Source organism: Paracoccus sp. IB05, from assembly GCF_016405985.1.
Classification (GTDB): domain Bacteria; phylum Pseudomonadota; class Alphaproteobacteria; order Rhodobacterales; family Rhodobacteraceae; genus Pseudogemmobacter.
In genome coordinates this window covers 1-24,146 of sequence record NZ_JAEFCF010000027.1, presented here as the reverse complement: position 1 = coordinate 24,146, position 24,146 = coordinate 1, and the positions used below count along the sequence as shown (strand labels likewise).

19 protein-coding genes and 1 tRNA gene are annotated in these 24,146 nt (G+C 62.8%); 13 read left to right on the top strand and 7 right to left on the bottom strand.

Features of this window, described 5'->3' with window-relative positions; all coding sequences use genetic code 11:
* Positions 1 to 3 precede the first annotated feature (3 nt).
* The 5 genes from JC607_RS16765 to JC607_RS16745 all read left to right on the top strand — a co-directional run bounded on the left by JC607_RS16765 (position 4) and on the right by JC607_RS16745 (position 6,123).
* Positions 4 to 333 (top strand): hypothetical protein, encoded by a 330-nt coding sequence (locus JC607_RS16765; RefSeq protein WP_198838042.1) that lies wholly within the window; start codon positions 4 to 6, stop codon positions 331 to 333.
* A gap of 230 nt (positions 334 to 563) precedes the next feature.
* Positions 564 to 2,042, top strand: coding sequence for an NAD-dependent succinate-semialdehyde dehydrogenase (locus tag JC607_RS16760; protein ID WP_198838041.1), 1,479 nt, complete (start codon positions 564 to 566; stop codon positions 2,040 to 2,042).
* A gap of 273 nt (positions 2,043 to 2,315) precedes the next feature.
* Positions 2,316 to 2,885: a peptidoglycan-binding protein gene (locus JC607_RS16755; protein WP_198838040.1), complete on the top strand. Its 570-nt coding sequence runs from the start codon at positions 2,316 to 2,318 to the stop codon at positions 2,883 to 2,885.
* A gap of 572 nt (positions 2,886 to 3,457) precedes the next feature.
* Positions 3,458 to 3,997: an RNA polymerase sigma factor gene (locus tag JC607_RS16750; protein WP_198838086.1), complete on the top strand. Its 540-nt coding sequence runs from the start codon at positions 3,458 to 3,460 to the stop codon at positions 3,995 to 3,997.
* Positions 3,994 to 6,123 carry a VWA domain-containing protein gene (locus JC607_RS16745; RefSeq protein WP_198838039.1) on the top strand — a complete coding sequence of 710 codons (2,130 nt, stop codon included), beginning with the start codon at positions 3,994 to 3,996 and terminating at the stop codon, positions 6,121 to 6,123. Before JC607_RS16750 ends, JC607_RS16745 begins: the two co-directional genes overlap by 4 nt.
* A gap of 91 nt (positions 6,124 to 6,214) precedes the next feature.
* Here the strand turns inward: JC607_RS16745 and dacB are convergent, their stop codons facing one another.
* Positions 6,215 to 7,705 carry a D-alanyl-D-alanine carboxypeptidase/D-alanyl-D-alanine-endopeptidase gene (gene dacB / locus JC607_RS16740; RefSeq protein ID WP_370584846.1) on the bottom strand — a complete coding sequence of 497 codons (1,491 nt, stop codon included), beginning with the start codon at positions 7,703 to 7,705 and terminating at the stop codon, positions 6,215 to 6,217.
* A 128-nt stretch (positions 7,706 to 7,833) separates the two neighbouring features.
* Positions 7,834 to 9,339 carry a choline-sulfatase gene (betC, locus tag JC607_RS16735; protein ID WP_198838038.1) on the bottom strand — a complete coding sequence of 502 codons (1,506 nt, stop codon included), beginning with the start codon at positions 9,337 to 9,339 and terminating at the stop codon, positions 7,834 to 7,836.
* Between the two features lie 666 nt (positions 9,340 to 10,005).
* Here betC and JC607_RS16730 point away from each other — a divergent pair.
* The 4 genes from JC607_RS16730 to JC607_RS16715 are packed head-to-tail and all read left to right on the top strand — an operon-like array spanning position 10,006 to position 15,038.
* Positions 10,006 to 11,592 (top strand): ABC transporter substrate-binding protein, encoded by a 1,587-nt coding sequence (locus JC607_RS16730; RefSeq protein WP_198838037.1) that lies wholly within the window; start codon positions 10,006 to 10,008, stop codon positions 11,590 to 11,592.
* 10 nt (positions 11,593 to 11,602) lie between these two features.
* Positions 11,603 to 12,559 (top strand): ABC transporter permease, encoded by a 957-nt coding sequence (locus JC607_RS16725; RefSeq protein ID WP_198838036.1) that lies wholly within the window; start codon positions 11,603 to 11,605, stop codon positions 12,557 to 12,559.
* A complete protein-coding gene (locus JC607_RS16720) occupies positions 12,556 to 13,368 on the top strand; it encodes an ABC transporter permease (protein WP_198838035.1) in 813 nt (270 codons plus the stop codon). The genes JC607_RS16725 and JC607_RS16720 overlap by 4 nt, the downstream gene beginning before the upstream one ends.
* Entirely contained in the window at positions 13,365 to 15,038 is a 1,674-nt protein-coding gene (locus tag JC607_RS16715) for an ABC transporter ATP-binding protein (protein ID WP_198838034.1), read from the top strand. The genes JC607_RS16720 and JC607_RS16715 overlap by 4 nt, the downstream gene beginning before the upstream one ends.
* Positions 15,039 to 15,086: 48 nt before the next feature.
* Here JC607_RS16715 and JC607_RS16710 read toward each other — a convergent pair whose 3' ends face one another.
* Positions 15,087 to 15,833, bottom strand: coding sequence for a class II aldolase and adducin N-terminal domain-containing protein (locus tag JC607_RS16710; protein ID WP_198838033.1), 747 nt, complete (start codon positions 15,831 to 15,833; stop codon positions 15,087 to 15,089).
* A 197-nt stretch (positions 15,834 to 16,030) separates the two neighbouring features.
* Here JC607_RS16710 and JC607_RS16705 point away from each other — a divergent pair, with 197 nt between their 5' ends.
* A complete protein-coding gene (locus JC607_RS16705; protein ID WP_198838032.1) occupies positions 16,031 to 16,468 on the top strand; it encodes a hypothetical protein in 438 nt (145 codons plus the stop codon).
* Positions 16,469 to 16,579: 111 nt separating this feature from the next.
* Here the strand turns inward: JC607_RS16705 and JC607_RS16700 are convergent, their stop codons facing one another.
* Positions 16,580 to 16,786: a cold-shock protein gene (locus JC607_RS16700; protein ID WP_092899358.1), complete on the bottom strand. Its 207-nt coding sequence runs from the start codon at positions 16,784 to 16,786 to the stop codon at positions 16,580 to 16,582.
* A 991-nt stretch (positions 16,787 to 17,777) separates the two neighbouring features.
* Positions 17,778 to 18,704, bottom strand: coding sequence for an alpha/beta fold hydrolase (locus tag JC607_RS16695; RefSeq protein ID WP_198838031.1), 927 nt, complete (start codon positions 18,702 to 18,704; stop codon positions 17,778 to 17,780).
* A 395-nt stretch (positions 18,705 to 19,099) separates the two neighbouring features.
* Here JC607_RS16695 and ettA point away from each other — a divergent pair, with 395 nt between their 5' ends.
* From ettA to JC607_RS16680, 3 genes are all read left to right on the top strand, one after another.
* Positions 19,100 to 20,758: an energy-dependent translational throttle protein EttA gene (ettA, locus tag JC607_RS16690; protein WP_198838030.1), complete on the top strand. Its 1,659-nt coding sequence runs from the start codon at positions 19,100 to 19,102 to the stop codon at positions 20,756 to 20,758.
* Between the two features lie 680 nt (positions 20,759 to 21,438).
* Positions 21,439 to 21,514 (top strand) — tRNA-Ala (locus tag JC607_RS16685).
* 289 nt (positions 21,515 to 21,803) lie between these two features.
* Positions 21,804 to 22,145 (top strand): hypothetical protein, encoded by a 342-nt coding sequence (locus JC607_RS16680; RefSeq protein ID WP_198838029.1) that lies wholly within the window; start codon positions 21,804 to 21,806, stop codon positions 22,143 to 22,145.
* Between the two features lie 205 nt (positions 22,146 to 22,350).
* Here JC607_RS16680 and JC607_RS16675 read toward each other — a convergent pair whose 3' ends face one another.
* Together JC607_RS16675 and JC607_RS16670 are read right to left on the bottom strand one after the other, a co-directional pair.
* Positions 22,351 to 23,052 (bottom strand): hypothetical protein, encoded by a 702-nt coding sequence (locus JC607_RS16675; protein WP_198838028.1) that lies wholly within the window; start codon positions 23,050 to 23,052, stop codon positions 22,351 to 22,353.
* Positions 23,053 to 23,064: 12 nt separating this feature from the next.
* Positions 23,065 to 23,568, bottom strand: a complete 504-nt coding sequence (locus JC607_RS16670; protein ID WP_198838027.1) for a helix-turn-helix transcriptional regulator — start codon at positions 23,566 to 23,568, stop codon at positions 23,065 to 23,067.
* Positions 23,569 to 24,146 lie beyond the last annotated feature (578 nt).

The window sequence follows — 24,146 nt, the reverse complement described above, 5'->3', positions numbered from 1 at the left end:
TGCATGAACCGGACAGAATTCATCATTGCCACCTCGGTCATCCTGTTGCTGGCTTTTGCGCTTGGCTGGTTCTGCCACTGGCTGCTGCACCGGTTCTCGCGCAATGCCGGCAATGACCTGACCGAGCTGGAACGCCTGGCGCAATCGCTGCATGAGACCGAAGAAATGCGCGATCAGGCGATTGTCTGGCTGGAAAGCCGCGAGGCCGAACTTGGCAACCAGATCAGCCAGACCGAAGCCGAACTGCGCGCCGCGATGGACGGGCTGCGCGAGGCCCGCCAGGAGGCCGAAGAGATGCGCGCCTATATCGAGCGGATGCACGCGAACAGCTGAGGCCTTCGCGCCTTTTCTTTGGCAGATGCCTCCGGCGGGAGTATTTGGGTCAAGAGGAAAGCGGCATTTCCCCTGACTTAAATACTCCCCGCGGAGCGTCCCGATCAGCCGCGCTTGATGCCGCCAGCCCTTGCCGGATTTGCGCCGCAACTGGACTGATCGCGCGTCCGACAGTAGACAAGTGGCCTTACCGATGCCACCTGAGGGAAAACCCTTCAGCGGAGGCCTCCATGCCTGATTCCGTCACCAATCTGCGTTCGCTTCTGAAAGATCCCTCGCTTCTGGTCGAAAAGGCTTATGTCGCGGGCGCCTGGATCGATGCCGATGACGGCTCGACCTTCGAGGTGATCAACCCGGCCCGCGGCGATGTGATTGCCCGGGTCCCCAATCTGAGCCGCGCCGAAACAGCCCGCGCCATCGCGGCGGCGGAAAAGGGGCAAAAGGCCTGGGCCGCGCGCACCGGCAAAGACCGCAGCCAGATCCTGAGGAAATGGTTCGATCTGATGATGGCCAACCAGGACGATTTGGGCACCATCCTCACGGCTGAGATGGGCAAACCGCTCGCGGAAGCCAAAGGCGAAATCGCTTATGGCGCGAGCTTTATCGAATGGTTCGCCGAAGAGGCCAAGCGGGTTTACGGCGAGACCATCCCCGGCCATCAGCCCGACAAGCGCATCACGGTGATCAAACAGCCGATCGGCGTTGTCGCCTCGATCACGCCCTGGAATTTCCCCAATGCGATGATCACCCGCAAATGTGGCCCGGCGCTGGCCGTTGGCTGCGCCTTTGTCGCCCGCCCTGCCGCCGAGACCCCGCTTTCTGCGCTGGCGATTGCAGTGCTGGCCGAGCGCGCCGGCATCCCGGGCGAAGTCTTCTCGGTCATCACCTCGAAACGGTCCTCGGATATCGGCAAGGAGTTCTGCGAGAACCCCATCGTGCGCAAGCTGACCTTTACCGGCAGCACGGAAGTGGGCCGCATCCTGCTGCGCCAGGCGGCGGATCAGGTGATGAAATGCTCGATGGAGCTTGGCGGTAATGCGCCCTTCATCGTGTTCGATGACGCCGATCTCGACCGCGCCGTCGAAGGCGCGATGCTGTCGAAATTCCGCAACAACGGCCAGACCTGCGTCTGCGCGAACCGGATCTATGTCCAGGCCGGCGTCTATGATGCCTTTGCCGAAAAGCTCGCCGAGGCGGTCGCGAAGACCAAAGTCGGCGACGGGCTTTCCGAGCCGGTGCAGTTCGGCCCGCTGGTCAATGAGGCCGCCGTTGAAAAGGTCGAAGAGCATATCGCCGATGCGACCGCCAAAGGCGCGGTGGTGGCGCTTGGCGGCAAGCGTCACAAGCTTGGCGGCTCGTTCTTCCAGCCGACGATCCTGACCAATGTCACCTCGAAGATGCTGGTCACCACCGAAGAGACCTTTGGCCCGCTGGCGCCGCTCTTCCGGTTCGAGACCGAGGAAGAGGTGGTTGCGATGGCCAATGACACCATTTTCGGCCTGGCCTCCTATTTCTACTCGCGCGATATCGGCCGCATCACCCGCGTCCAGGAAGCGCTGGAATATGGCATCGTGGGCGTCAATACCGGGCTGATCTCGACCGCAGAAGCGCCGTTCGGCGGCGTCAAACAATCGGGCCTTGGCCGCGAAGGCAGCCATCACGGCACCGAAGACTATCTCGAAATGAAATATATCTGCCTCAGCGTCTGAGCCCGGCTGGCGGGGGCAGTCTGCCCCCCGGACACCGATGGGCGCCCCCTTTGGGAATATTCGGAGGGAGAAGGGATCTGACAGACTCAGGGGGCGCCGGGGCGCCCCCTTTCCTTTTCCTCCAAGCCCCTGATTTCAGGGCTGCTATCTGATATCAACGCGGCGTTTTTGCCTGTCAGGCGCCTCGGGCCCAGATTTGGCCCATCGCGCCCCGATCCGGTTCTCTGCACGACCGGAGCGGAGAGCGCAGGCCAATCCAGGAAAGGACATGCCATGCTGCCTGTTACCAGCTCTGACAGACACCACACCGTCAAAAGCGGGGCCGCCAGAAACCATAGCGGCACATTCCGGGCCGGTGTTGTTGCGGCGCTTGCTAGCGCCTCGGTCGCGCTGACCTCGATGCCCGCGCTTGCCTGGGGCAAAAAGGAACAGGGTTTCGTCGCCGGCGTTGCTACCGCGATCATCGTCGACCAGCTGATCCAGAACGGTCAGCACCGCCGGGATCACCAGCCGCGTCGCTATGTCGAACAGCCACGCTATGTTGAACAGCCGCGCTACTATGAGCCCGAGCCGGTGTACCGCGAGCCGCGCCGCAGCACCAAGAGCTACAGCTCGGTCTATTCGACACCGGCGGGCCAAGCGTTCAACACCTATAGCCCTGGCGAACGCAAAGCGATCCAGCGCCAGCTGCGTCGCGCCGGATATTATAATGGCGGCATCGATGGCGTGTTCGGCACCGGCACGTATAACGCCGTTTCGGCCTGGGCACGTGATGCTGGCGCCTCCGGCAATCTGCGCACCACTGGCGGCGCCTTTGCCGTCTATGACGGGCTGTTGTTCTGAACCCGGCCTGATCTCAGGCACCGTTGCAGCCGGGTTACTGCGGGCGGGCAGTGGCGGACGAGACCCGGGCGGGCCTCTGGCCGGCTATTCCCCCGGCCGGCCAGGGGACAGGAACCAGAATGCGATGAAATGAGATCCGGGACCGGACGCCCCCCTTCATCCTGCCCGATGGAGGGGGCTTGCCGGTCAGAGCTGCCCTTCCCCTGGTCCAGATCGTAATTGAACCAGGTCGTCTCATGGACTTTCTGGGCGTCGTCCAGCACTTTGGACAGATCGCTCCGTGCGACATCGGTCGACATGGCGGTGAAATCCCATTGCAGCACCAGCTGGCCCGGCCCCTCAAACATGAAGCTGAAAGCCGGATTCTCAAGCTGCACCGCCTGCAGAGGCGCCAGCATGCCGAGACGACCCCGGAGTTCGGCCCGATGCCGGTAATGGCCGGGGCTCAGCCTGCGGCAAAGCCGCTGGCGCGACAAGGCGGCAAAATTGCGGGACCAGAAAGCCCGCGCGGAAAAAATGCGCCGCGCCTCCAGGGATTGCCAGCCGGGCCGCGTCTGATTAGCACCATGCTGATGGATACGCCCGATGAAACCCTTGCCAGCGCTGCGGCCGAAGGCGACCGCGCCGCCTTTGCGACCCTGGTTGCACGGCATTACGACCGCATTTTCGGCCTGGCCTGGCGGCTGAGCGGCAACCGCTCTGACGCCGAGGACCTGGCGCAGGACATCTGCGCCGCGCTGCCGGTGAAACTCAGGAACTGGCGCGCTGAGGCGCGGTTCACCACCTGGCTTTACCGCGTGGTGGTCAATGCCGCCCATGACCAGCGCCGCCGCCAGGCGACACGCTCAAAGGCCGCCCTGGGCTGGGGCGACTGGGAGCTCGCGCGCCAGGACGAGATCGAAACCGGGCGCGAGGCCGAAATCTGGCTGCATCAGGCCATGGCGCAGCTGTCTGCTGAACTCAGGGACACGGTGGCGCTGGTCCTGGGCGAGGAAATGACCCAGGCCCAGGCCGGAGAGGTTCTTGGCGTGACCGAGGGCACCATCAGCTGGCGGATGTCAGAGGTCAAAAAACGCCTGCGGGTGATCGCGGCAAGAGAGGTCGGAACATGACCGATGAGCTGAATGATCTGCGTGCCGCGCTGAAACGCGCGCCGGCTTCGGACCCCGAAGCCCGCAGCCGTGCTTTGGCGCTGGCGATGGAAAATTTCGACCGCCTCCAGGGATCGGCGGAGGCGTCGCGTCACAAGGAAGACCGCCCGGGGGCCGATGCGCCCCGGCAGGCGGGCTTCTTTGGCGGAGTGCGACAGATGATGAAATTTCTCAGCTCAAAGCCGGCGCTGCTGGCAACGACTTCGGCGGCGGCCCTGGTGGTCGGCGTGGCGATTTTCCTGCCTCTGGGCAATATTCCCGGGATCGGCGGCGGCACGACGGGCGTCACCGGGGCCGTAAGCCCGGGCGGCGATATGCCCGCCCAAAATGCGCCTGCCCCCGAACCGGCGCTTACCGCATCCTCCCTGACCGAAATAGCCGGGGAGGAGCCGGTCGTCACGGCACCAGAACCCGCACCGCAGGCCGCAGCCAAGATTGCCGCCGATGAGGTGCCTGCCGGGGACAGTTCCCCAAAACCAGCCCCCCAGCCAGAAAATCTGGAACGGGAATCAGAACCGCGGGCTGCGGCAGAAGCCGTTCCTGACGACAGGGCTGAATATGCGGTTGCGACCTCCGCCGCAGGTGAGATGCTGATGGAGGCTCCCTCGCAGCCGATGAATGAGGCACGCCTGCGCGTCTCGAACGGCATCTTGCCCGCAGGGGACATGGCCTATCTGCCTGCCCCTGCCCCCGCGACCGAGGACTATGCCAATGCGGCGGCCAATCCGGTCAAGGTCACCGTGGAGGAACCGGTTTCGACCTTTTCGACCGATATCGACACGGCCTCCTGGTCGGTGATCCGCTCGACGCTGAACGCAGGCATGCTGCCCGCGCCGGAACAGGTGCGGGTCGAGGAAATGGTGAATTATTTCCCCTATGCTTACGCCGCGCCCGAAGGGGGCGAGGCTTTCGCCACCACAGTCGCGGTGATGCCGACGCCCTGGAACCCCGACACGCGGCTGGTGACCATCGGTCTTCAGGGCGCGCTGCCCGAGATCGCCGCCCGCCCGGCCCTGAACCTCGTCTTCCTTGTCGACACGTCAGGATCGATGCAGGACATGAACAAGCTGCCGCTGCTGAAACAGTCGCTCGCGCTGATGCTGCCCGAGTTGCGGCCCGAGGATCAGGTCGCCATCGTCGCCTATGCGGGATCCGCCGGCACCGTGCTGGAGCCAACCCCGGCGGGCGAGCGTGATAAGATCCTGAGCGCGCTGGACAGCCTGTCGGCGGGCGGCTCGACCGCCGGGGCTGAGGGGCTGGAACTCGCCTATCAGCTGGCCGCGAAGATGGCGGGCGAAGGTGAGGTCAGCCGCATCCTGCTGGCCACCGATGGCGATTTCAACGTGGGGGTCTCGGACCCTGACGGACTCGAGGCCTATGTCGCGAAAAAGCGTGCCGGCGGCACCTATCTTTCGGTGCTGGGCTTTGGGCGTGGCAATCTGGATGATGCGGTGATGCAGGCGCTGGCGCAGAACGGCAATGGCACGGCATCTTATATCGACAGCCTGTCAGAAGCGCGAAAAGTGCTGGTTGACCAGCTGACAGGGGCGCTTTTCCCGATTGCAGATGATGTAAAAGTGCAAGTCGAATGGAACCCGGCCCAGGTCGCGGAATACCGGCTGATCGGTTATGAGACCCGGGCGCTGGCGCGGGAAGACTTCAACAATGACAAGGTTGATGCCGGCGAGATCGGGGCGGGTCTTCAGGTCACGGCGATCTATGAGGTGACGGCGCCGGGTTCGGCGGGCCTGAAAAACGACCCGCTGCGCTATGGCTCCTCCGGGGCGGCGCCCGGGGGCAGCAGTGATGAGATGGGCTTTCTGCGGCTGCGCTGGAAAGAGCCGGGGGAAAGCATCTCGCAGCTGAAGGAAACCCCGATCACCGGGATGGAAGCGGCCTCGGATGAGACCCGTTTCGCGGCGGCGATTGCCGGGTTTGGCCAGGTTTTGCAGGGTTCGGCCTATACCGGTGACTGGGGTTACGGCGATGCGATCAAGCTCGCGCTGGCCGCGCGGGGTGAGGATGACTTCGGCTACCGGATCGAAGCAGTGACCCTGATGCGGCTGGCACAGAGCCTCGCGAAATAGGGGGTCGCCTCGCGACACAGGTGGGCCTCACGAAACAGGTGAGGGCCGACAGGCAAAACCGGGCGCGGGGCTTCCTCCCGCGCCCTTGATTTCAGGCGTAGAGCGAGGCCCAGCGGCTGATCAGCTGGCCCTGGAGCCTGCGCGAACGGCTGATCCAGGCTTCGGCCCCGGGCGGGTTCTCGCGCGCGGCGACCGGCACCGCATCGCGGCGCGCAGGGTCCCCGGTGAAGATCGCGAAGATCATCTCGCGCCCGCCAGGCGGCGTAATATAGCCCGCCAAAGCCGAGACGAAATTCAGCGTGCCGGATTTCGCCATGACCTTGACCGGATGGCCTTTGATCACCTTGCCCTGCGCGTCTTTCATGCCGACATCGCGGAGGATCGGCTTCAGCCCGCGCCCGTCACGGGCTGCGTGGAGCAGGATCTGCGCCATATCCTGCGCCGAGATCCGTGAAGCGCCACCGAGGCCCGAATGGTCGGCAAAGCTCGCGCCGACGCCAAAGCTCTGCCGCACCCAGGCGGTCATGGCCTGGCCCGAGGCGGCGATGCTCCCGACGCCCGAGGCTGAAAGCCCCGAACATTCGGCGGTGATATTCGTGGACCAGCGCAGCATGCCGCGCAGCACTTCGGGCAGCGCCTCGCTCTCCACCCGTGCGAGTTCGTCGCCGCGCGGCAGGGCCTGGACCGCCTGGGCCTCGGGCAGGGTGACGCCCTGGGCTTTCGCCAGGGTGCGGAAGACCTCGGCGGTGTAAAGCCCGGTCAGCCGCACCGGCAACCAGCGCGAGCCACCTTTGCCAAGCGCGCCGGAGGCGACCGTCCAGTCCTCGCGCGAGGCGCCGCCCTTATAAGTGTAAAGCGGGGTCTCGCGGCTGGCGACCTTCATCCCGACCATCGAGACCTGGGGGATAAACCGTTCGCCCCGTGCATCCATCGCGACCGACCAGTCGGCGCCGGCCTTTTTCCATTCAAAATGCACGCGGTTGAAATTCAGGTTCAGCCCGGACAGCGCCGGGTTATAGCCGACCTGATCCGGCTGATCAGCGGCGATGCGCGCCGCATAGGGCAGTGCGCCCTCCCAATAAAGCAGCCGCCCCGAGACGCCCCTGACGCCGCGTTTGGCCAGCCGGGCCGCCAGATCGCCCAGCTGGTCGGTCTGCAGCGTGGCATCGCCGCCGCCCGCCAGCACCAGATCCCCCTGGATCACGCCGCCCTGGACCGGGCCGGTGGCCAGAAGCCGGGTCGCAAAGCGCCGCCCTGACCCGAGGCTTTCCAGCGCATAAAGCGCGGTGACCGCCTTGGTCACCGAGGCCGGCGGCAGGGCTGTCCCCGCTTCGCGCCCCTCGAGCACCGCGCCGGTCTTCGCATCCATCAGCACGAAACCAACCGTGCCCGTCAGTTTCGCCGCCTGGACAAGCGCCTCGGCATCGGTGGTCACAGCGGCTTTCTGCCCCGGTGCCGCTTTGCCGTCGCCGCGGCCATCGCCTCTGAGCTTCGGACGCGGCGAAGAGGTCATCACCTCGCCGCAAGCTGGCAGCGCCGCGCTGGCGAGCATCGCCGCAAGCAATCCACGTCTTGAAATCACGGACCGATTCCCCCGGTTATGCCGCCTGTGTTTACCTTATCCGGCGCAGATCGCACAGCCGCCGGAACGGGACCACCTGATAACAGCATTGTGAACATTTGCTGAAAACACGGCTGCCGGACGAGGGATCATTCGCCGCGCGGGAAGCGTTTGGAATCCTCCAGCACGTTGAGATCCATGTGGTTGCGCATGTAGCGCTCGGACGCGGCGCGGAGCGGCTGGTGGTCCCAGGGGAACCAGGCCCCGTTCCTCAATGCCTCATAAACCACCCAGCGCCGGGCCTGGCTTTCCCGCACCTCCGCATCATAGGCGGCCAGATCCCAGCGCCGGTCAGCCTCGGCCCGGAACCAGGCGAGGATTTCGCCGGCCCGCGCGTCTTCGGCGAGGTTGCGGCGTTCCTGCGGATCATGGGCGAGATCATAAAGCTGATCGGGATCTGCGGCGCAGCGGATGTATTTCCAGGCCCCCTCACGCAGGCAGACCAGTGGCGAGATCGAGCCCTCGGCCGCGTATTCCATCGCAACAGGGCCGCGCGCTGCCCCTGCGGCGACCGGCAAAAGATCGACTCCTGCCGTCCAGGGCATCACCTCTGACATATCGATCCCCGCCAGCGCGCAAAGCGTCGGCGTCACGTCAATGGTCGAGACCGGCGTTTCCACAAGGCCGGGTGTCAGCCCCGGCGCCGCGATCATCAGCGGCACCCGCGCCGCGCCCTCGAAGAAGTTCATTTTGAACCACAGGCCCCGGTCGCCCAGCATATCGCCGTGATCCGAGACGAAAAGCACCACCGCCTCCTGGCGTGTGGCGTCGAGCACATCGAGGATCTCGCCGATCTTGTCGTCGATATAGGAGATATTGGCGAAATAGCCCTGACGGGCGCGGCGAATGTGGTCAGGCGTGATGTCAAAGGCGCGGAAATCGCAGGCCTCCATCAGACGCTTTGAATGCGGATCCATCCGGTCAAAGGGGATGGTCCCGGGCGGCGCGCATTCCGGGGCGCCTTCATAGAGATCCCAGTATTTGCGGCGCGCGACATAGGGGTCATGCGGATGGGTGAAAGAGACGGTCAGCGCCCAGGGCCGCGCATCCCCGCCGCGCGAGAGGTCGTAAAGCTTCTGCACCGCCTGAAAGGCGACATCATCGTCATATTCCAGCTGATTGGTGATCTCGGCTACGCCCGCGCCGGTGACCGAGCCCAGGTTGTGATACCACCAGTCGATCCGCTCGCCGGGTTTGCGATAGTCAGGCGTCCAGCCGAAATCGGCGGGGTAGATATCGGTCGTGAGCCGCTCTTCGAACCCGTGCAACTGATCGGGGCCGACGAAATGCATCTTGCCCGAGAGCGCGGTCTGATAGCCGGCGCGGCGCAGATGATGCGCATAGGTCGGGATGTCCGAGGTGAATTCGGCGGCATTGTCATAGACGCGGGTACGGCGCGGCAGCTGGCCCGACATGAACGAGGCCCGCCCCGGCGCGCAAAGCGGGCTGCCGGTATAGCTGTTCGCGAATCTCATCGAGCGCGCCGCGAGCTTCCTGAGATTGCGCGCATGCAGGAAGGCGGCCGGGCCATCGGGAAACAGCGTTCCGTTCAGCTGATCGACCATCAGGATCAGAATATTCGGACGCGCATTCATCTTCATTCCCCTGCAGACGGTATTGATTTCGCAATTTGGTGGCGCGTGTTCCGGCGCGGCGCAAGATCATTTCCGGCTCCCTCCGGGCGCGAGGGCGTTCTCAGACAAAGACCTGCCGCTTTCAGGCTACTTTTCGGAAGGATCGTGGATTTACTCGGGCTTACGCGCTCCCTTCTGAAAGGCAGCCATGACGCATTCCGGGCAAGGCAGCATCACCGAGGCAAAACGGGCAAGATCGCCCGCAAAGGTGCCATGCCAACCGCGACCGGATCGGCCCGGCCCTTGCTGTGCTGACGAAAGCGCCGCCAGGAAGGTCTTTTCTGCCAATGGGTTGCATTACTGGACGGCGCGCGTTTATGTTTGCCGCGATATGGTTGAAGACAGACGGGCCAGGCCCGGGGGCAACTTTGCCCCGCCTCATCTTTCACACCATCGCGGTTGTGCCGGAACCGGTGCGGCCAGCATGGACAACCAGAGACTGATATATTCCGGGGCATCTGCCTCTGTCTGGTCTCGACGGACAACCGCAGGGTTTGTCCGCAACGAAAACATTTGCCCGATGCCGCGCTTCACGCTTTTATTGACTCAATAATCAAAAACAGAATCCGGTGATGCCAAAAGGCGGTCCGGAGAAAAACCAACAGAAAACCGACAGGGAGAAAATGAATGTCCGAGAAACTCGACTGGATGGTCGCCCGTGCCCGCGCCGGCAAAATGAACCGCCGCGAATTCATCGGCCGGACCACCGCGATGGGCGTCTCTGCCGCGCTGGCCTCGGCGCTGTTCACCAAAGCGGCCCATGCCGAGGCGAAAAAGGGCGGCACCATCCGTGTGGGCCTGGCAGGCGGCGAAAGCACCAATACGCTCGATCCGGCGCTGGCGGCTTCGGTCGTGCCGCAGGTCGGCAATGCGCAATGGGGCGAGCAGCTCGTTGATATGAAGCCGGACGGAACCATTGATTTCCGGATTGGCGAAGAGGTCTCGTCGAGCCCGGATTCGAAGGTCTGGACCTTCAAGATCCGCCAGGGGGTGACCTTCTCGAACGGAGCGCCGGTCACTGCCGAAGACGTGCTTGCGACCTTCAAACGCCATACCGATGAACAGGCACAATCGGGCGCGCTCGGGATCGTTAAGGGCATTACTGATATGAAGGCGGAAGGCGACAAGCTGACGCTGACGCTTGATGCGCCTTCGGCTGACCTTCCTTACCTGCTGACCGATTACCACCTGATCATCCAGCCCGGTGGTGGCTACGACAATCCCAATGCCGGTATCGGTGCCGGCCCCTATATCCTTGAGACCTTCGAGCCGGGTGTCCGCTACGTATTGCAAAAGAACCCGAACCACTGGGATCCGAATACGGGTCACGCGGATACGGTCGAGATTCTTTCGATCAACGACAACACCGCCCGCACCGCCGCGCTGCAATCGGGTCAGGTTCATATCATAAACCGGATCGACCCGAAGATCGCGCAGCTGCTGGCGGGTGCGCCGGGCGTCGAGGTGCGGCGTGCGGTCGGTCGCGGCCACTATGTCTTCATCATGCATGTCGACAAGGCGCCATTCGACAATAACGATCTGCGCATGGCGCTGAAGCTTGCGGTCAAGCGCGAGGAGATGGTCGAGAAGGTGCTGGGCGGGCTTGGCTCTGTGGGCAATGACTTCCCGATCAATGCGGCCTATCCGCTGTTCGACGACAGCATTCCGCAACGCGAATATGACGCGGCGGCGGCCAAGGCGGCTTATGATAAATCCGGCCATGACGGCAGCCCGATCATTTTGCGCACGGCACCGGGTGCCTTCCCCGGCGCGGTTGATGCGGCGAACCTCTTTGCCGCTTCGGCCCAGGCCGCCGGCATTCCGCTGCAAATCCAGCTCGAGCCCGATGACGGCTACTGGACCAATGTCTGGAATGTGCAGCCCTTCTGCGCCAGCTATTGGGGGGGCCGTCCGGTCCAGGACCAGATGTATTCCACCGCTTACCTGTCCACTGCGGAATGGAATGACACCAGGTTCAAGAACGCCAAATTCGACGAGCTGCTGCTGGCGGCACGGGCGGAACTGGATGAGACCAAGCGCAAGGCCGATTACTCGGAAATGGCGCATATTGTCCGGGACGAGGGCGGTCTGATCCTGCCGATGTTCAACGAATTCGTGGCGGGTATCCGGTCCGCGGAAATCGGCGGCTGGGTGGACGATCCGAATGCCGAGATGATGAACTACCGCGCTCCGTCCAAGTGCTGGCTGGTCTGAGGACGCATCGGTGCATCCAATCCTGAAACTTCTGGTCCAGCGCATCGCGCTGGGCCTCGTGCTGCTTTTGGCGGTTTCGGCGGTGATCTTCCTCGGCGTCGAGGCCCTGCCCGGTGATACGGCGCAGGCCATTCTCGGCCAGTCCGCGACCCCCCAGGCGCTGGAGAACCTGCGCGCGCAGATGGGGCTCGATCAGCCCGCGCTGACGCGCTACTTCAACTGGCTCGGCGGGGTGATGACCGGCGATCTGGGCAAGGCCCTCACCAATGGTGTCGATATCGCGCAGGCCATCGGGCAACGCCTGGGCAATACGCTGTTCCTGGCAGGATGTGCCGCGGTGATCGCGGTGCCGCTGGCGCTGATCCTTGGCGCGGTGGCCGCCCGCTATGCCGGCCGCTGGCCCGACAAGGTGATCTCGGCGGTGACGCTGACCACGATCAGCCTGCCGGAATTTGTTGCCGCCTATTTCGTGATTTACCTGCTCACAATCGTCTTCCCGGTCTTCCAGCCGGTCGCCATCGTCTTTCCGGGGATGAGCTTCTGGGCGAAACTGCAGGCCGTGGCCTTGCCGGTCATCGTTCTGGTGATGGTGGTGCTGGCGCATATGATGCGGATGACGCGCGCCGCGATCCTCAATGTCATGCAATCGGCCTATATCGAGACGGCGGAACTCAAGGGCCTCTCGCCCATGACGATCATCTGGAAACATGCCTTCCCGAACGCGATTGCGCCGGTGATCTCGGTGGTGGCGATCAACCTCGCCTATCTGGTCGTGGGCGTTGTCGTCGTGGAGGTGGTGTTTTCTTACAATGCGCTAGGCCAGTATCTCGTGGACCATGTGACCAAACGGGACCTGCCGGTGGTGCAGGCCGTCGGGCTGATCTTCGCCGCCGTCTATATCGGGCTGAACATCATCGCCGATGTAACCTCGATCATCGCCAACCCGAGACTGAGGCATCCGAAATGAGAATACCGCCCTCAGCCCTAATCGGCCTTATTCTTACCGGCGTCTTCGTGTTTTCGGCGATCTTCGCCGATCTGATCATGCCCTATGCCTATGATCTCCCCGTCGGAGGCCAGTGGGAAAGCCCGTCAGCGGCGCATTGGTTCGGCACCGACACGATTGGCCGTGATATCCTTTCGCGGCTGATCAAAGGCGGCCAGATCACGATTTTTGTCGCCCTGGCGGCCTCGGTCATCTCGTTCTCGATGGGGTCGTTCTTTGGCTTCATGGCGGCAGTCCAGGGCGGCTGGACCGACCAGATCCTGTCGCGCATCTGCGATCTGATGATGGCGATCCCCTCGCTGATCGTCGCGCTGGTGCTGCTGTCCGTCCTGCCGCTGAACCTTACGGTCCTGATCCTTGTGATGGGGGTGCTCGATTCAACCCGCGTCTTCCGTCTCGCCCGCGCGGTTGCGATGGATATTGCGGTGATGGAATATGTCGAAGCGGCGCGCCTGCGCGGGGAAAAAGGCACCTGGGTGATTTTTCGCGAGATCCTGCCCAATGCGCTGTCGCCGCTGGTCGCTGAATTCGGCCTCAGGTTCATCTTCGCGGTTCTCTTCATCTCGACGCTTTCTTTCCTTGGTCTTGGCGTGCAGCCGCCGCTGGCCGACTGGGGCGGCATGGTGAAAGAGAACAAGGACGGTCTGACCTACGGGATCTCGGCGGCGCTGGTGCCGGCGCTCGCGATCGCAGCGCTCGCGATTTCGGTCAACCTGGTGGCCGACTGGGTGCTGTCGCGCACCTCCAGCCTGAAAGGAGGCCGCGGATGACCCCTGCCAAACCCAAACATCATGACGGGCCGCTGCTTGAAATCCGTGGTCTCGTGATCGAGGCCACCTCCTACCCGCCGGGAGAGCCGCCGAAAAACGTGACCCTGGTGCATGGCGTCGATGTCACGCTGCAAAAGGGCAAGGTTCTGGGGCTGATCGGCGAATCCGGCGCCGGGAAATCGACCATAGGTCTCTCCTCCATGTCCTATGGCCGGGGCGGCGTGCGGCTGACCGGGGGCGAGATCCTGCTGAACGGGCGCGAGATCCGTACGGCCTCCCCTGCGACTCTGCGCAGGATCAGGGGCAAAGAGGTGACTTACGTCTCGCAATCGGCGGCCGCCTCGTTCAACCCGTCGAAACGGCTGATGGATCAGGTGATCGAGACCTGCCTGTCGCACGGCCTTATGTCGAAATCCGAGGCCCAGGCGCGGGCGATCACTCTGTTTCGCAAACTTGGCCTGCCCTCGCCGGAAACCATCGGCAACCGCTATCCGCATCAGGTTTCCGGCGGGCAGCTGCAGCGGGTGATGACGGCGATGGCGCTATGCCCGAAGCCTGATCTGGTGGTGTTTGACGAGCCGACCACGGCGCTGGATGTGACCACGCAGATCGACGTTCTGGCCGCGATCAAAGAGGCGATCCGCGACACAGGTGTCGCCGCCCTTTACATCACGCATGACCTCGCCGTGGTGGCGCAGGTGGCAGACGAGATCATGGTGCTGCGTCATGGCCGTAAGGTCGAACTCGGCACCACCGATCAGATCATCAACCACCCCGGCGAGGATTATACCAAAGCCCTCGTCTCCGTCCGCAGCATCGAACACGAGGAGAATCCCGAGGCCGCGCCGCTTCTGAAAATCGACTGCGTCACGGCGCGTTATGCCGGGACCAATTTCGATGTGCTGAAGAATATCACGATTGATCTGCCGCCGGGACAGACGCTCGCGGTGGTTGGCGAAAGCGGGTCGGGCAAATCAACGCTTGCACGTGCCATTACCGGCCTCCTGCCGCCGTCAAAGGGCCGGATCAGTTTTGACGGGCGCCAGCTTTCGGCGGCTTTTGCCGGACGCACACGCGACGATCTGCGCCAGATCCAGATGATCTATCAGATGGCCGATACCGCGATGAACCCGCGCCAGACGGTCGGAACCATCATCGGCAGGCCGCTGGAGTTCTATTTCGGCCTGAAAGGCAGCGCGCGCGACAGGCGGGTGCAGGAGCTGCTGGATCAGATCGAGATGGGCAAGGGCTTTGCCGACCGCTACCCGGCGGAACTGTCGGGCGGCCAGAAGCAACGCGTCTGCATCGCCCGGGCGCTGGCGGCAAAACCGAAGCTGATCATCTGTGATGAGGTCACTTCGGCGCTGGATCCGCTGGTCGCCGACGGGATCCTGAAGCTCTTGCTCGCACTGCAGGCCGAGACGCGGATGGCCTATCTCTTCATCACCCATGACCTGGCAACCGTGCGCGCCATCGCTGACAAGATCGCGGTGATGTATAAGGGCGAGGTGCGGCGCTACGGGCAGAAAAGCGATGTGCTGGCGCCGCCCTTCGACGATTACACCGACCTGCTTCTGTCCTCGGTGCCCGAGATGGAGCTGGGCTGGCTGGAAGGCGTGCTGGAACACCGCCGCCAGACCGGGATCGGCAAGGCCGGCGCCGGCAACTGATCCGGCCAAAAGATACGGCCCGCCTGTCACCAGGCGGGCCGTTTCAGTTCAGCCGGCGTAATCGGGTTCCTCGCGGTCGAGGATCGCGCGGATCTCGGACAGATGGGCCTTGGCAAAACCGGGATAGGCCTCCCATTCAGCGGCGGTCTTTTCCGCCACCGCATCCGACATCAGCCGCAGGGGCCGCCCGGTCGACAGCGCGCGGATATAGGTCTCGGCGGCGCGTTCAAAATAATAGAGCCGGTTGAAGGCCTCGGCGACCGAGCGGCCGATCACCAGCACACCGTGATTGCCCATGATCAGCGTGTGGATCTTGGGATCCGCGAGCAGTTCGGCACAGCGCGCGCCTTCCTCCTCGAACGCCATGCCGCCATAATGGCCATCAACCACCTGGCGGCCATGGAACATCGCGGAATTCTGGTCGATGGCGGGCAGATGCGAGTCTTCAAGCGCCGCCAGCACCGTCGCATGGACAGAATGGACATGCATCACGCAGACCGCATGCGGACAGGCGCGGTGAATGGCGCCATGCAGCCCCCAGGCGGTCGGGTCCGGCGCATCGGGGCGCTGCATCGTATCTGGGTCTTCCGCGTCGATCTCGACCAGCGAGGTGGCGGTGATGCGCGAGAAATGCCGCCCGTTCGGATTGATCAGAAACCGGGTTCCGCCCGGGTTCACCGCCAGCGAAAAATGGTTCGCCACCGCCTCATGCATATTGAGCCGCACCGTCCAGCGGAAGGCCGCCGCGAGGTCACAGCGCTGGATTTCATGGGTCAGATTACTGTGCTGGTTCATCTCCACCTCCCTGCCGTCATTGATGCGGGCAGCCTGCACGGAGCTGTCCTCACAATCAAGATGGCAGCATCAAGGCAGATCTGACGCGGAAATTCCTGAATCCGCCCCTGAAATAAGCGCAATCTGACAGCAAGATCACATGAGACAGAGAATTTCCTCCCGGCACCCGCTCACCCCCACATCCCCGGAATATCCCTATGCAGGCTTTTCACTCCTTTGACTTTGGCGGCGCCGTCAGGATCGGTCATGCGTTCAGGGTGCTCTGCGTCACCGGCACCGGCACCGAGGCTGCGCCCCTCGCCGGGCGACTGGGCGCTCTGGGGGGGCGTATCGAAACCGAATCCGAGCTTTACGCTGCGCTTTCGGTCGTGATCGACGATCCGGGCGGCTGCGATATACTGGTGTTCGACTGTGACAGCCTGGGCGCGGATGATGTGGCTCAGGTGGTCACCCGCACCCTCAGGGCGGTCCAGTCGCGGGTGCCGGTGGTGCTGATCAGCGCCGGCTTCCCGACCCATGTTTTCCCTGACGCCCGTGAAGAGCCGATCCTGCTGCGGGCACCGGTTTCGGATCTGAGCCTGCGGATCGGCTGCGAACATGCGCTGCGCGATCTGATCCGCTGGGCAGCGGCCTGACGCCCCCGGCGGCCCGGGCGATCTCCAGACCGGGTCCGGTCCGGCGAGGCAAGCAAATGAAAAAAGGCGGCCCCGGGGCCGCCCTTTCTGTTTCAGCTGGCGCCTGAAGGCTTATGCCAGCGCGATATTGATCGCGGATTCGCGACCGTCACGGCCTGCTTCGATGTCGAAGGTCACAGCCTGGCCGTCTTTCAGACCGCGCAGACCGGCGCGCTCCAGCGCGGTGATGTGAACGAAGACGTCTTTCTTGCCACCCTCGGGGGCGATGAAGCCGAAGCCCTTGGTTTCATTGAACCATTTCACGGTGCCATTTGCCATCGTGAGCTCTCCTGATCGTATCTCCGCCCACGTTATGTGGCGGACTGGCGCAGTCAGCTTTTTAGTCGATGGCTGTAGGCCGTATGGCGGAGACAGGTCGAATGAAGATAACGTCGCATCTGTGCTATGCCCCGAAATGCGGGAAAGGGCAAGTGAAAGCTCTGCTTTGTGCGGTTTGCCAGCGGATCCCGGGGGTAGCCGCCTCACTCGCCGCGCCCCGAGATCCGCCGCATGTCGCCATGGATCCTTAACGTCAGGGCTAAAGCCGAAGCCTCCCCGCACAAGGGCGCCGGGCGCAAGGGGGACAGGTGATAGCAGAGGAGCAGGCTTTCAGCCCCCGGAGCACGGCGTCGACATGAGGTGATTTCACGCTCCTCGCAAGCCAGTGCTGACAGCCAGGGTCAGGCCCCTGCGGTTACGAGACTGCGGTACGGGACTGCGACGCGGCAGCCGCGCGAAGAGGCCCGCCAGACGCGTCATGCCAGGCGCAACAGTGACCCGGAGCGACAGCGCGCCCGGAAGACCGGCGCCGAAGATCTGCGCCGAAGATCTGCGCGGCGAGGCCACTCAGGAAGTCCATTGCTCCGCCAGTGATCCTCGTCACGATTGCCATGGTCTGCTCCCGCTGCTTTCCTGCACTGCCCCAAACCCTGCACTGCCCCAAACAATGTGTGGCGAATTCGTGAATTGCCGGGGCAGTGCGGTGATCATCATGCGGCGGACATCATGCGGCGGATCCGCCGCCTTGCACCGCGTTTCCCCTGAGGGCTGACCTGCAATGTCCGGCAGGCCAGCTCTGGTCAGGGAAATCTCAGGTAAGGGTCTGGCCTTACCCGGATCAGAACACGTCGAACAGGTAGAGGATAATGATGATCGGGATCGGGATACCCAGCAACCAGGCGCCAATTCCTTTCATGATGATCTCCTTTCGCATTTGTTCCAGGACAGAGATCTAACGCATTCAACCACCGGTGGTTCCCGGCGCTGGCGTTCAGCGGCATTCCTCCGCCTGCCAGGTGCCGCGCAGGAAGGCGTCGATCCGCCCGATGATCCGCGGATGGGTGACCAGCATCAGATGACCGCCGCCGGGGACAACGCAGAGGGTGGCATCCAGCCGTTTCACGAGCCGCCCCACCCCGCCCGGGGAAAACACCGGATCGACGCTGCCATGCAGGAAAAGGATACTGGCCCCCGACCGGATAGCGGCGGGCGACAGGGTCCAGCGCAGAAGATCGCCGGTATGTGCCCGCCCGAGGCCCTTCACGGGCAGGATCAGGTGATCGCGGTCCCGTGCCGCCCGTCGTTCGGCCAGGCGCCTTATCGTCGGATCCTTGCGCCAGCCATAGCCATAAAGCAGCACCTTGTAATACTCGCCCCAGACCGCGCGCGGTGCCAGCGAGCCCGCCGTCAGCGCCGACGCGCCCACCGCCAGCATGCCCCGCGCCCCGGATTCGTAGGCACCGGGGAAAGGTGTGACCCCCGACAGGACCACAACGCGGACGGTTCGCTGCGGTCCGATCCTGCCGGCCGCCTCGATGGCAATGGCACCGCCGGTGGAAAAACCGAGGATCTCGATCCGGGCCCCGGGATACTGCGCCGCATGACGCGCGATTGCGTCCGCGACCTCTGCCACGCGCATCGGCGGGTCGAGCGGCTGGCCTTCGAGCCCCGGAAAGCGGTATTCCATCACCAGATGGCCCGGCCCCGAAGACCGGCGCAGCTTACCGAAGACATGCGCAGTCGAAAGCGCGCCGGGGATGAGATAGGTGATCCGCTCTGGCCGGCCCTTGCCCCGCGCGACCTCGTGGACCAGCGCCGCAGGCCCCGGAACGGTCGTGCTGAGTGCCCCACGCTCCGGCTGTGGTGTCACCTCGGCGGGCTGACGCGCCGGGCCGCAACCGGCCAGAAAAAGCCCCATGACCGCAACAAGACAGGCCCGCGGCCACCGAGAGGCCCGCCCGCTGCGCGGCCCACCCTCCGGCCCGTCCCCCTGCCTGTCGTTCCCCACATTGCCGCGCCGCATCACCCGGACCGTCCAGCCTCACCCCCTGGCGATCCTGCCGGTGCCATTGCCCCGACGCAACCGCGCATCTGCGGCCTCCCCCCGGTCTTTGCCACACAATCCGGCGAGGTTGCCGCTAAGTGCTGCGGTCACCCCGCCTCACCCCGGGGAATTCCCCCGCACATGCCGGTTCCGGCGCCGGGCTGGTCGGCGCATCGCGGCGCGCGCGCCTTGCCCCCGCGCGTCCGGATCGCTACATGAGGGCCAATCCTGCCCAATTCCTGCACGGAAATCCCATTCGGAGCGACCTCATGGCCAGCTATCAATATGTCTATCACATGGACGGCGTCTCGAAGACCTATCCCGGCGGGAAAAAGGTTTTCGAAAACATCCATCTGAACTTTCTGCCCGGCGTCAAAATCGGTGTCGTCGGTGTCAACGGCGCCGGCAAATCGACGCTTCTGAAGGTCATGGCTGGCCTCGACAAGGATTTCCAGGGCGAGGCCTGGGCCGCCAAGGGCGCGAAAGTCGGCTATCTGCCGCAGGAGCCGCAGCTCGACGAGACGCTGAATGTGCGTGAAAACGTCAAGCTGGGCGTGGCGGAAAAACAGGCCAAGCTCGACCGCTATAACGAAGTGGCGATGAACTATTCCGACGAGACCGCCGATGAGATGGCGCGCCTCCAGGATGAGATCGACGCCGAGAATCTCTGGGATCTCGACAGCAAGATCGACATTGCGATGGAAGCTTTGCGCTGCCCCGCCGATGATGCCGATGTCTCGACCCTTTCGGGCGGCGAGCGCCGCCGTGTGGCTTTGTGCAAGCTCTTGCTCGAAGAGCCCGACATGCTGCTCCTCGACGAACCGACCAACCACCTTGACGCCGAGACCATCGCCTGGCTGCAAAAGCACCTGATCGAGTATAAGGGCACCATCCTGACGGTCACCCATGACCGTTACTTCCTCGACGATATCACGACCTGGATTCTCGAGCTGGAACGCGGCCGTGGCCTGCCGCATGAGGGCAATTACTCCTCCTGGCTGGAAGCCAAGGCCAAGCGCATGGCGCAGGAGGCCCGTGAGGACAAGGCCAAGCAAAAGGTCATGGAGAAGGAACTCGAATGGATCCGGCAGGGTGCGAAAGCCCGCCAGACCAAGTCGAAAGCCCGTATCCAGGCCTATGACAAGCTGGTCGATGAGGCATCGCTTAAAGACCGGGTGGGCAAGGCCCAGATCGTCATCCCGAACGGCCCGCGCCTTGGTGGCAAGGTGATCGAGGTCGAGGGTCTGAAAAAGGCGATGGGCGACAAGCTCCTGATTGAGGATCTGAGCTTCATGCTGCCGCCCGGTGGCATCATCGGTGTGATCGGCCCGAACGGCGCTGGCAAATCGACCCTCTTCAAGATGCTGGTCGGCCTGGAGCAGCCCGATGAGGGCACGGTCAAACTGGGCGAGACGGTGAAACTGTCTTACGTCGACCAGTCGCGCGATGCGCTCGATTCCGACAAGAACGTCTGGGAGGAAATCTCGGGCGGGGCCGAGATCATCCATCTCGGCGATGCGCAGATCTCAAGCCGCAACTATGTCGGCGCCTTCAACTTCAAGGGCACCGATCAGCAGAAGAAGGTCGGCCTTTTGTCAGGCGGTGAGCGCAACCGCGTCCATCTCGCGAAACTGCTGAAATCGGGCGGCAACCTGCTTCTGCTCGATGAGCCGACCAACGATCTCGACGTGGAAACGCTCCAGGCGCTGGAAGCGGCGATCGAGGATTTCGCGGGCTGCGCGGTGATCATCAGCCACGACCGTTTCTTCCTCGACCGGCTCTGCACCCATATCCTGGCCTTTGAAGGCGACGCGCATGTCGAATTCTTCGAGGGCAATTTCGACGCCTATGAGCAAGACAAGATCCGTCGTCTTGGCGTCGATGCGGCGGCTCCGAAACGGGTGAAATACAAGAAATTCACCCGCTGATACCGGCGACCTGTATCAAAGCCGCTCCCGATCCGACCGGATCGGGAGCGGCTTTTTTTGTTTGTAAGCGGCCCCTCGCCCTGTAAAATCCTGTTTTTGCAGCAGAAGATGACCTCTGGAAAGGAGAAGCCCCCATCGCCTCCTTCCCGAACCGCATATCCATCGACAAAAACCCGTCGCGCAGGCCAGGCACACGGGCCACAGCCCCTGAGCGCAGGCCGCCGCCCGCGAACCGATCAGCCGCCTCACGCCTGAAAACCCCCGGAACGTCCCGGCCTCGCGCAGTCATCTGCCCCTCCTCTCCGGCTCAGAGAGGCCGGCATGACTGTCAACCAGATCGCGGAAGGATCCCGTCACCACGTCCCGCGGCAAGACCAAATGCCCGGGCACGGGATCCGGGCCCTTGCGGCACGATGCCTGCCTCACCCCCCATCGAAAGCCACTCCTCCCCCTCGCGCCAGGCGTGACCGTGACTGTTTTTCAGGATCCGCTGACGACGTCGGATCCTCGCAACAGGCACGCCGGCAGACGCCTGCAGATCAGCGGCTTACCCCCCGGAAGCCCCCGCTGACCCGATCCATCAATTCGTGACGCAAGGCGCCTTTTTCCTCTTGCACCTCCCCCAAGCCCAGACTAAATAACGCCGCATCGCAGGCGTGATGTCAGCGATACCTCAAGGTGGGGCCATAGCTCAGCTGGGAGAGCGCTTGAATGGCATTCAAGAGGTCAGGAGTTCGATCCTCCTTGGCTCCACCAATTAAAACGTGGCAAGTGCCAGATAGATCTTCCATTAATGACAGCGGTTTGTCCATTTTACTGGAAATCTGCGTCGATGGGCGAGTACGAAGCCGGTAGAGCTCGCTCTGCTGGCTTTTTTGTTGCCCTAGGTTAAGATCACGTCCCATCACGACGCGCTAATCGGCCACATCCGACGCGATGAGCACGTAGAGCCAGAATATTCGCCTGTCGAACCCGACGGCCACCTATGTAGCGGAGATCTCCAACCTTCCCGGAAGATGCAAACAATCAGCTTGGGCTCGCGCTTATGAATCTTCAGATTCATGGCTGCATCGGTATGAAGGATGCGAGGCGGCTGTGCGACCTTGGCATGGTCACACCAAAGCGCGTGCTAAGGTCCGGTACGCGCGGTGAGCCGCGTGCGTTTGAGGCCATTGAGCAAGGGTTGCAGGCACTGATCGAAATAGGACGAATCGAGATTGCCAGAGCTGTGAAGCATCCGTTTGTTTCGGCGGCGTTTGCGCGGATGGAAGTCGACCAGTTTGCTGAAGATGATCATGTGGTCTTCAGCGTTTCTTACCTTGAACGGGCTGAGGTGGCAGAGATCGAGACGGCTTGGCTCCGGTCAGCCGTAAGATGGCACCCTTAGGCTGCGCGACCACGTTGTCATGTTCGGCCCAAAGCCGCCATTCGGGTCCGCTCGTTGCCGCGCGGCAGCATTTCCGGAAGCGGACGTTCGTTTTGCACCACAGCAAACACCCGGCGAGTTAGGTAGCGCTGCGGGACTTTGCTGCCTGTCGCCATCGGGCATGACTGCCCGCTTTTTAAAAGCGGCTTGAGGATGGCCCATGCATTTATCCATGCAAATCGTTCTTGGTAGCCTCCAGTCGTGCATCGTTCGCCACGATCCAGCCCTCCAACCTTTCCATCAGCAGGGTCCAGACAGTGTCGTACTCGGCATGGAACGACATCATGCACAGATCGATTGATCTGAGATGTTGTTCTCCGTGGCGACGCATCCATCGATTTGAAAAGTGAGTTGCATATTCATCATGATCAGGTTTGGAGTAACCCGACACCAAGCCCTCATAGTTTGGATGGGCACTCTCCGACAGGCTCTCATAGAGAGAACGCAAGCCGGGATAGCGCTTGTCGCCCCTGTCGAGCATCTTCAGAACGTTGACTGCAACGTAAGCGGTGCTGCCGTCACGGGAACCGAGAGCGAGTGCGACGGTCTCTTGGCTGAACAGATGGAAGTTGAGCTTATCATCAACCACCTGCCGTATGTTGTGGTTCAAGTATATTAGGGTGGCCAGAGTTTCAAAGGCGCTTCGGAGCAGGATGCGCGCACCAAGGCAATGCCCTTGCTGATGCAGGGCATAGGATTGAGTCAGCAGATCAGTAATCCGCCAGAACGCAGCCTCTCGAAGCAGCCAACATCGAAACGGAGCTTTCCATTTGTAGGCGACAGAATTGCGCGAAAGCAGACCTGCAACAGGAATGCTCGCCACGAGCGAGTTGTTCCAACTGATCAAGTTCTCTTGAATCGAATCCATGTCCAGCCCTCATTAGTTCTCTCGCAGCATGTCGTAAGTGACGAGCAACCTGCCGTCCTCAATATGCGTAGATGCGTAGCGTTCCGCAGCTGCGTAAACGTGGTGGAAGGTGTCGGTGATCGCCTTCGCAAACTCTTCGTCTGTCGCGAAGTTCGCGCGGTGGTAGTCGTCTACGGCGTCGAGATCGATAATACAGGCGAAGTCCTCGCCCGCGAAGCGCATCGGAATCGTGGCCGTGTGGTTGAAGCGGTCGATCCTGACACTCTTCACGTAAGTGACTTTCCGTTTGCTGAACCGGACGCCCACGCCGAGGCCACCTTCCTCGGGGATGAAATCCACTCCGGCGGCAAACATGCAGTCCGCAATAGAGCGGAGGTTGTTCTTCATCGGTTGGCGGGTGCTGGATTCAAAGTCCGCGATGGTAGCGCGCGACACAACGGCATTCGCTGCAAGTTGTTCTTGGGTCCAGTTGAGGAGGCTGCGCGCGGCGCGGCACTGGTCGGCGGTGATCTGCATCTCGGCTCCGTGAATAAGTCTGTAATGCATTCTGATCAAAGTTATTCATTTTGTACAACCTTAATCATTATGTATGCCGGAGCGGTCCCTATCCGTCTTTGGCAAGCGCATTGCCGCGGCGTTGCTTCGACTTGGTTCGATGGTTCGAGTTGAAACGGGGGCATGCGGCGTGGCGGCAACCGAGAGCTTCGACGGTCTCGGCAGACGCGCCGCACGCTACGACGGGGCCTCGGCCCATAGCGACCGTTTGGCCTTTGGGGATGCTGAGCCGCGGCGTTACCGTAAGCTGCCGTTCGGGCGAGCGCGCAGCATTAGCTCGCAACGAGGGTGGGCGCTGCAGATCTTCAGCGATTTGGGCAGGCCCCTAGGGGCCGCCATCCGATGAGCGTAACCACGGCAATGCCGATTGCTCCCACACCAAATGGGGCGGTCAGCGCCTGCTCTCAGGCTTCCAAACGGGGATTGCAGACCATCCTTCATGTGGCCGCACGATGAGCAAAGAACCACCATTGGCCGTTCCGATTGTCAATCGGCATCCAAACGGGCCCCCTGATCGGCGTCCAAAAGTGACCCCTTTG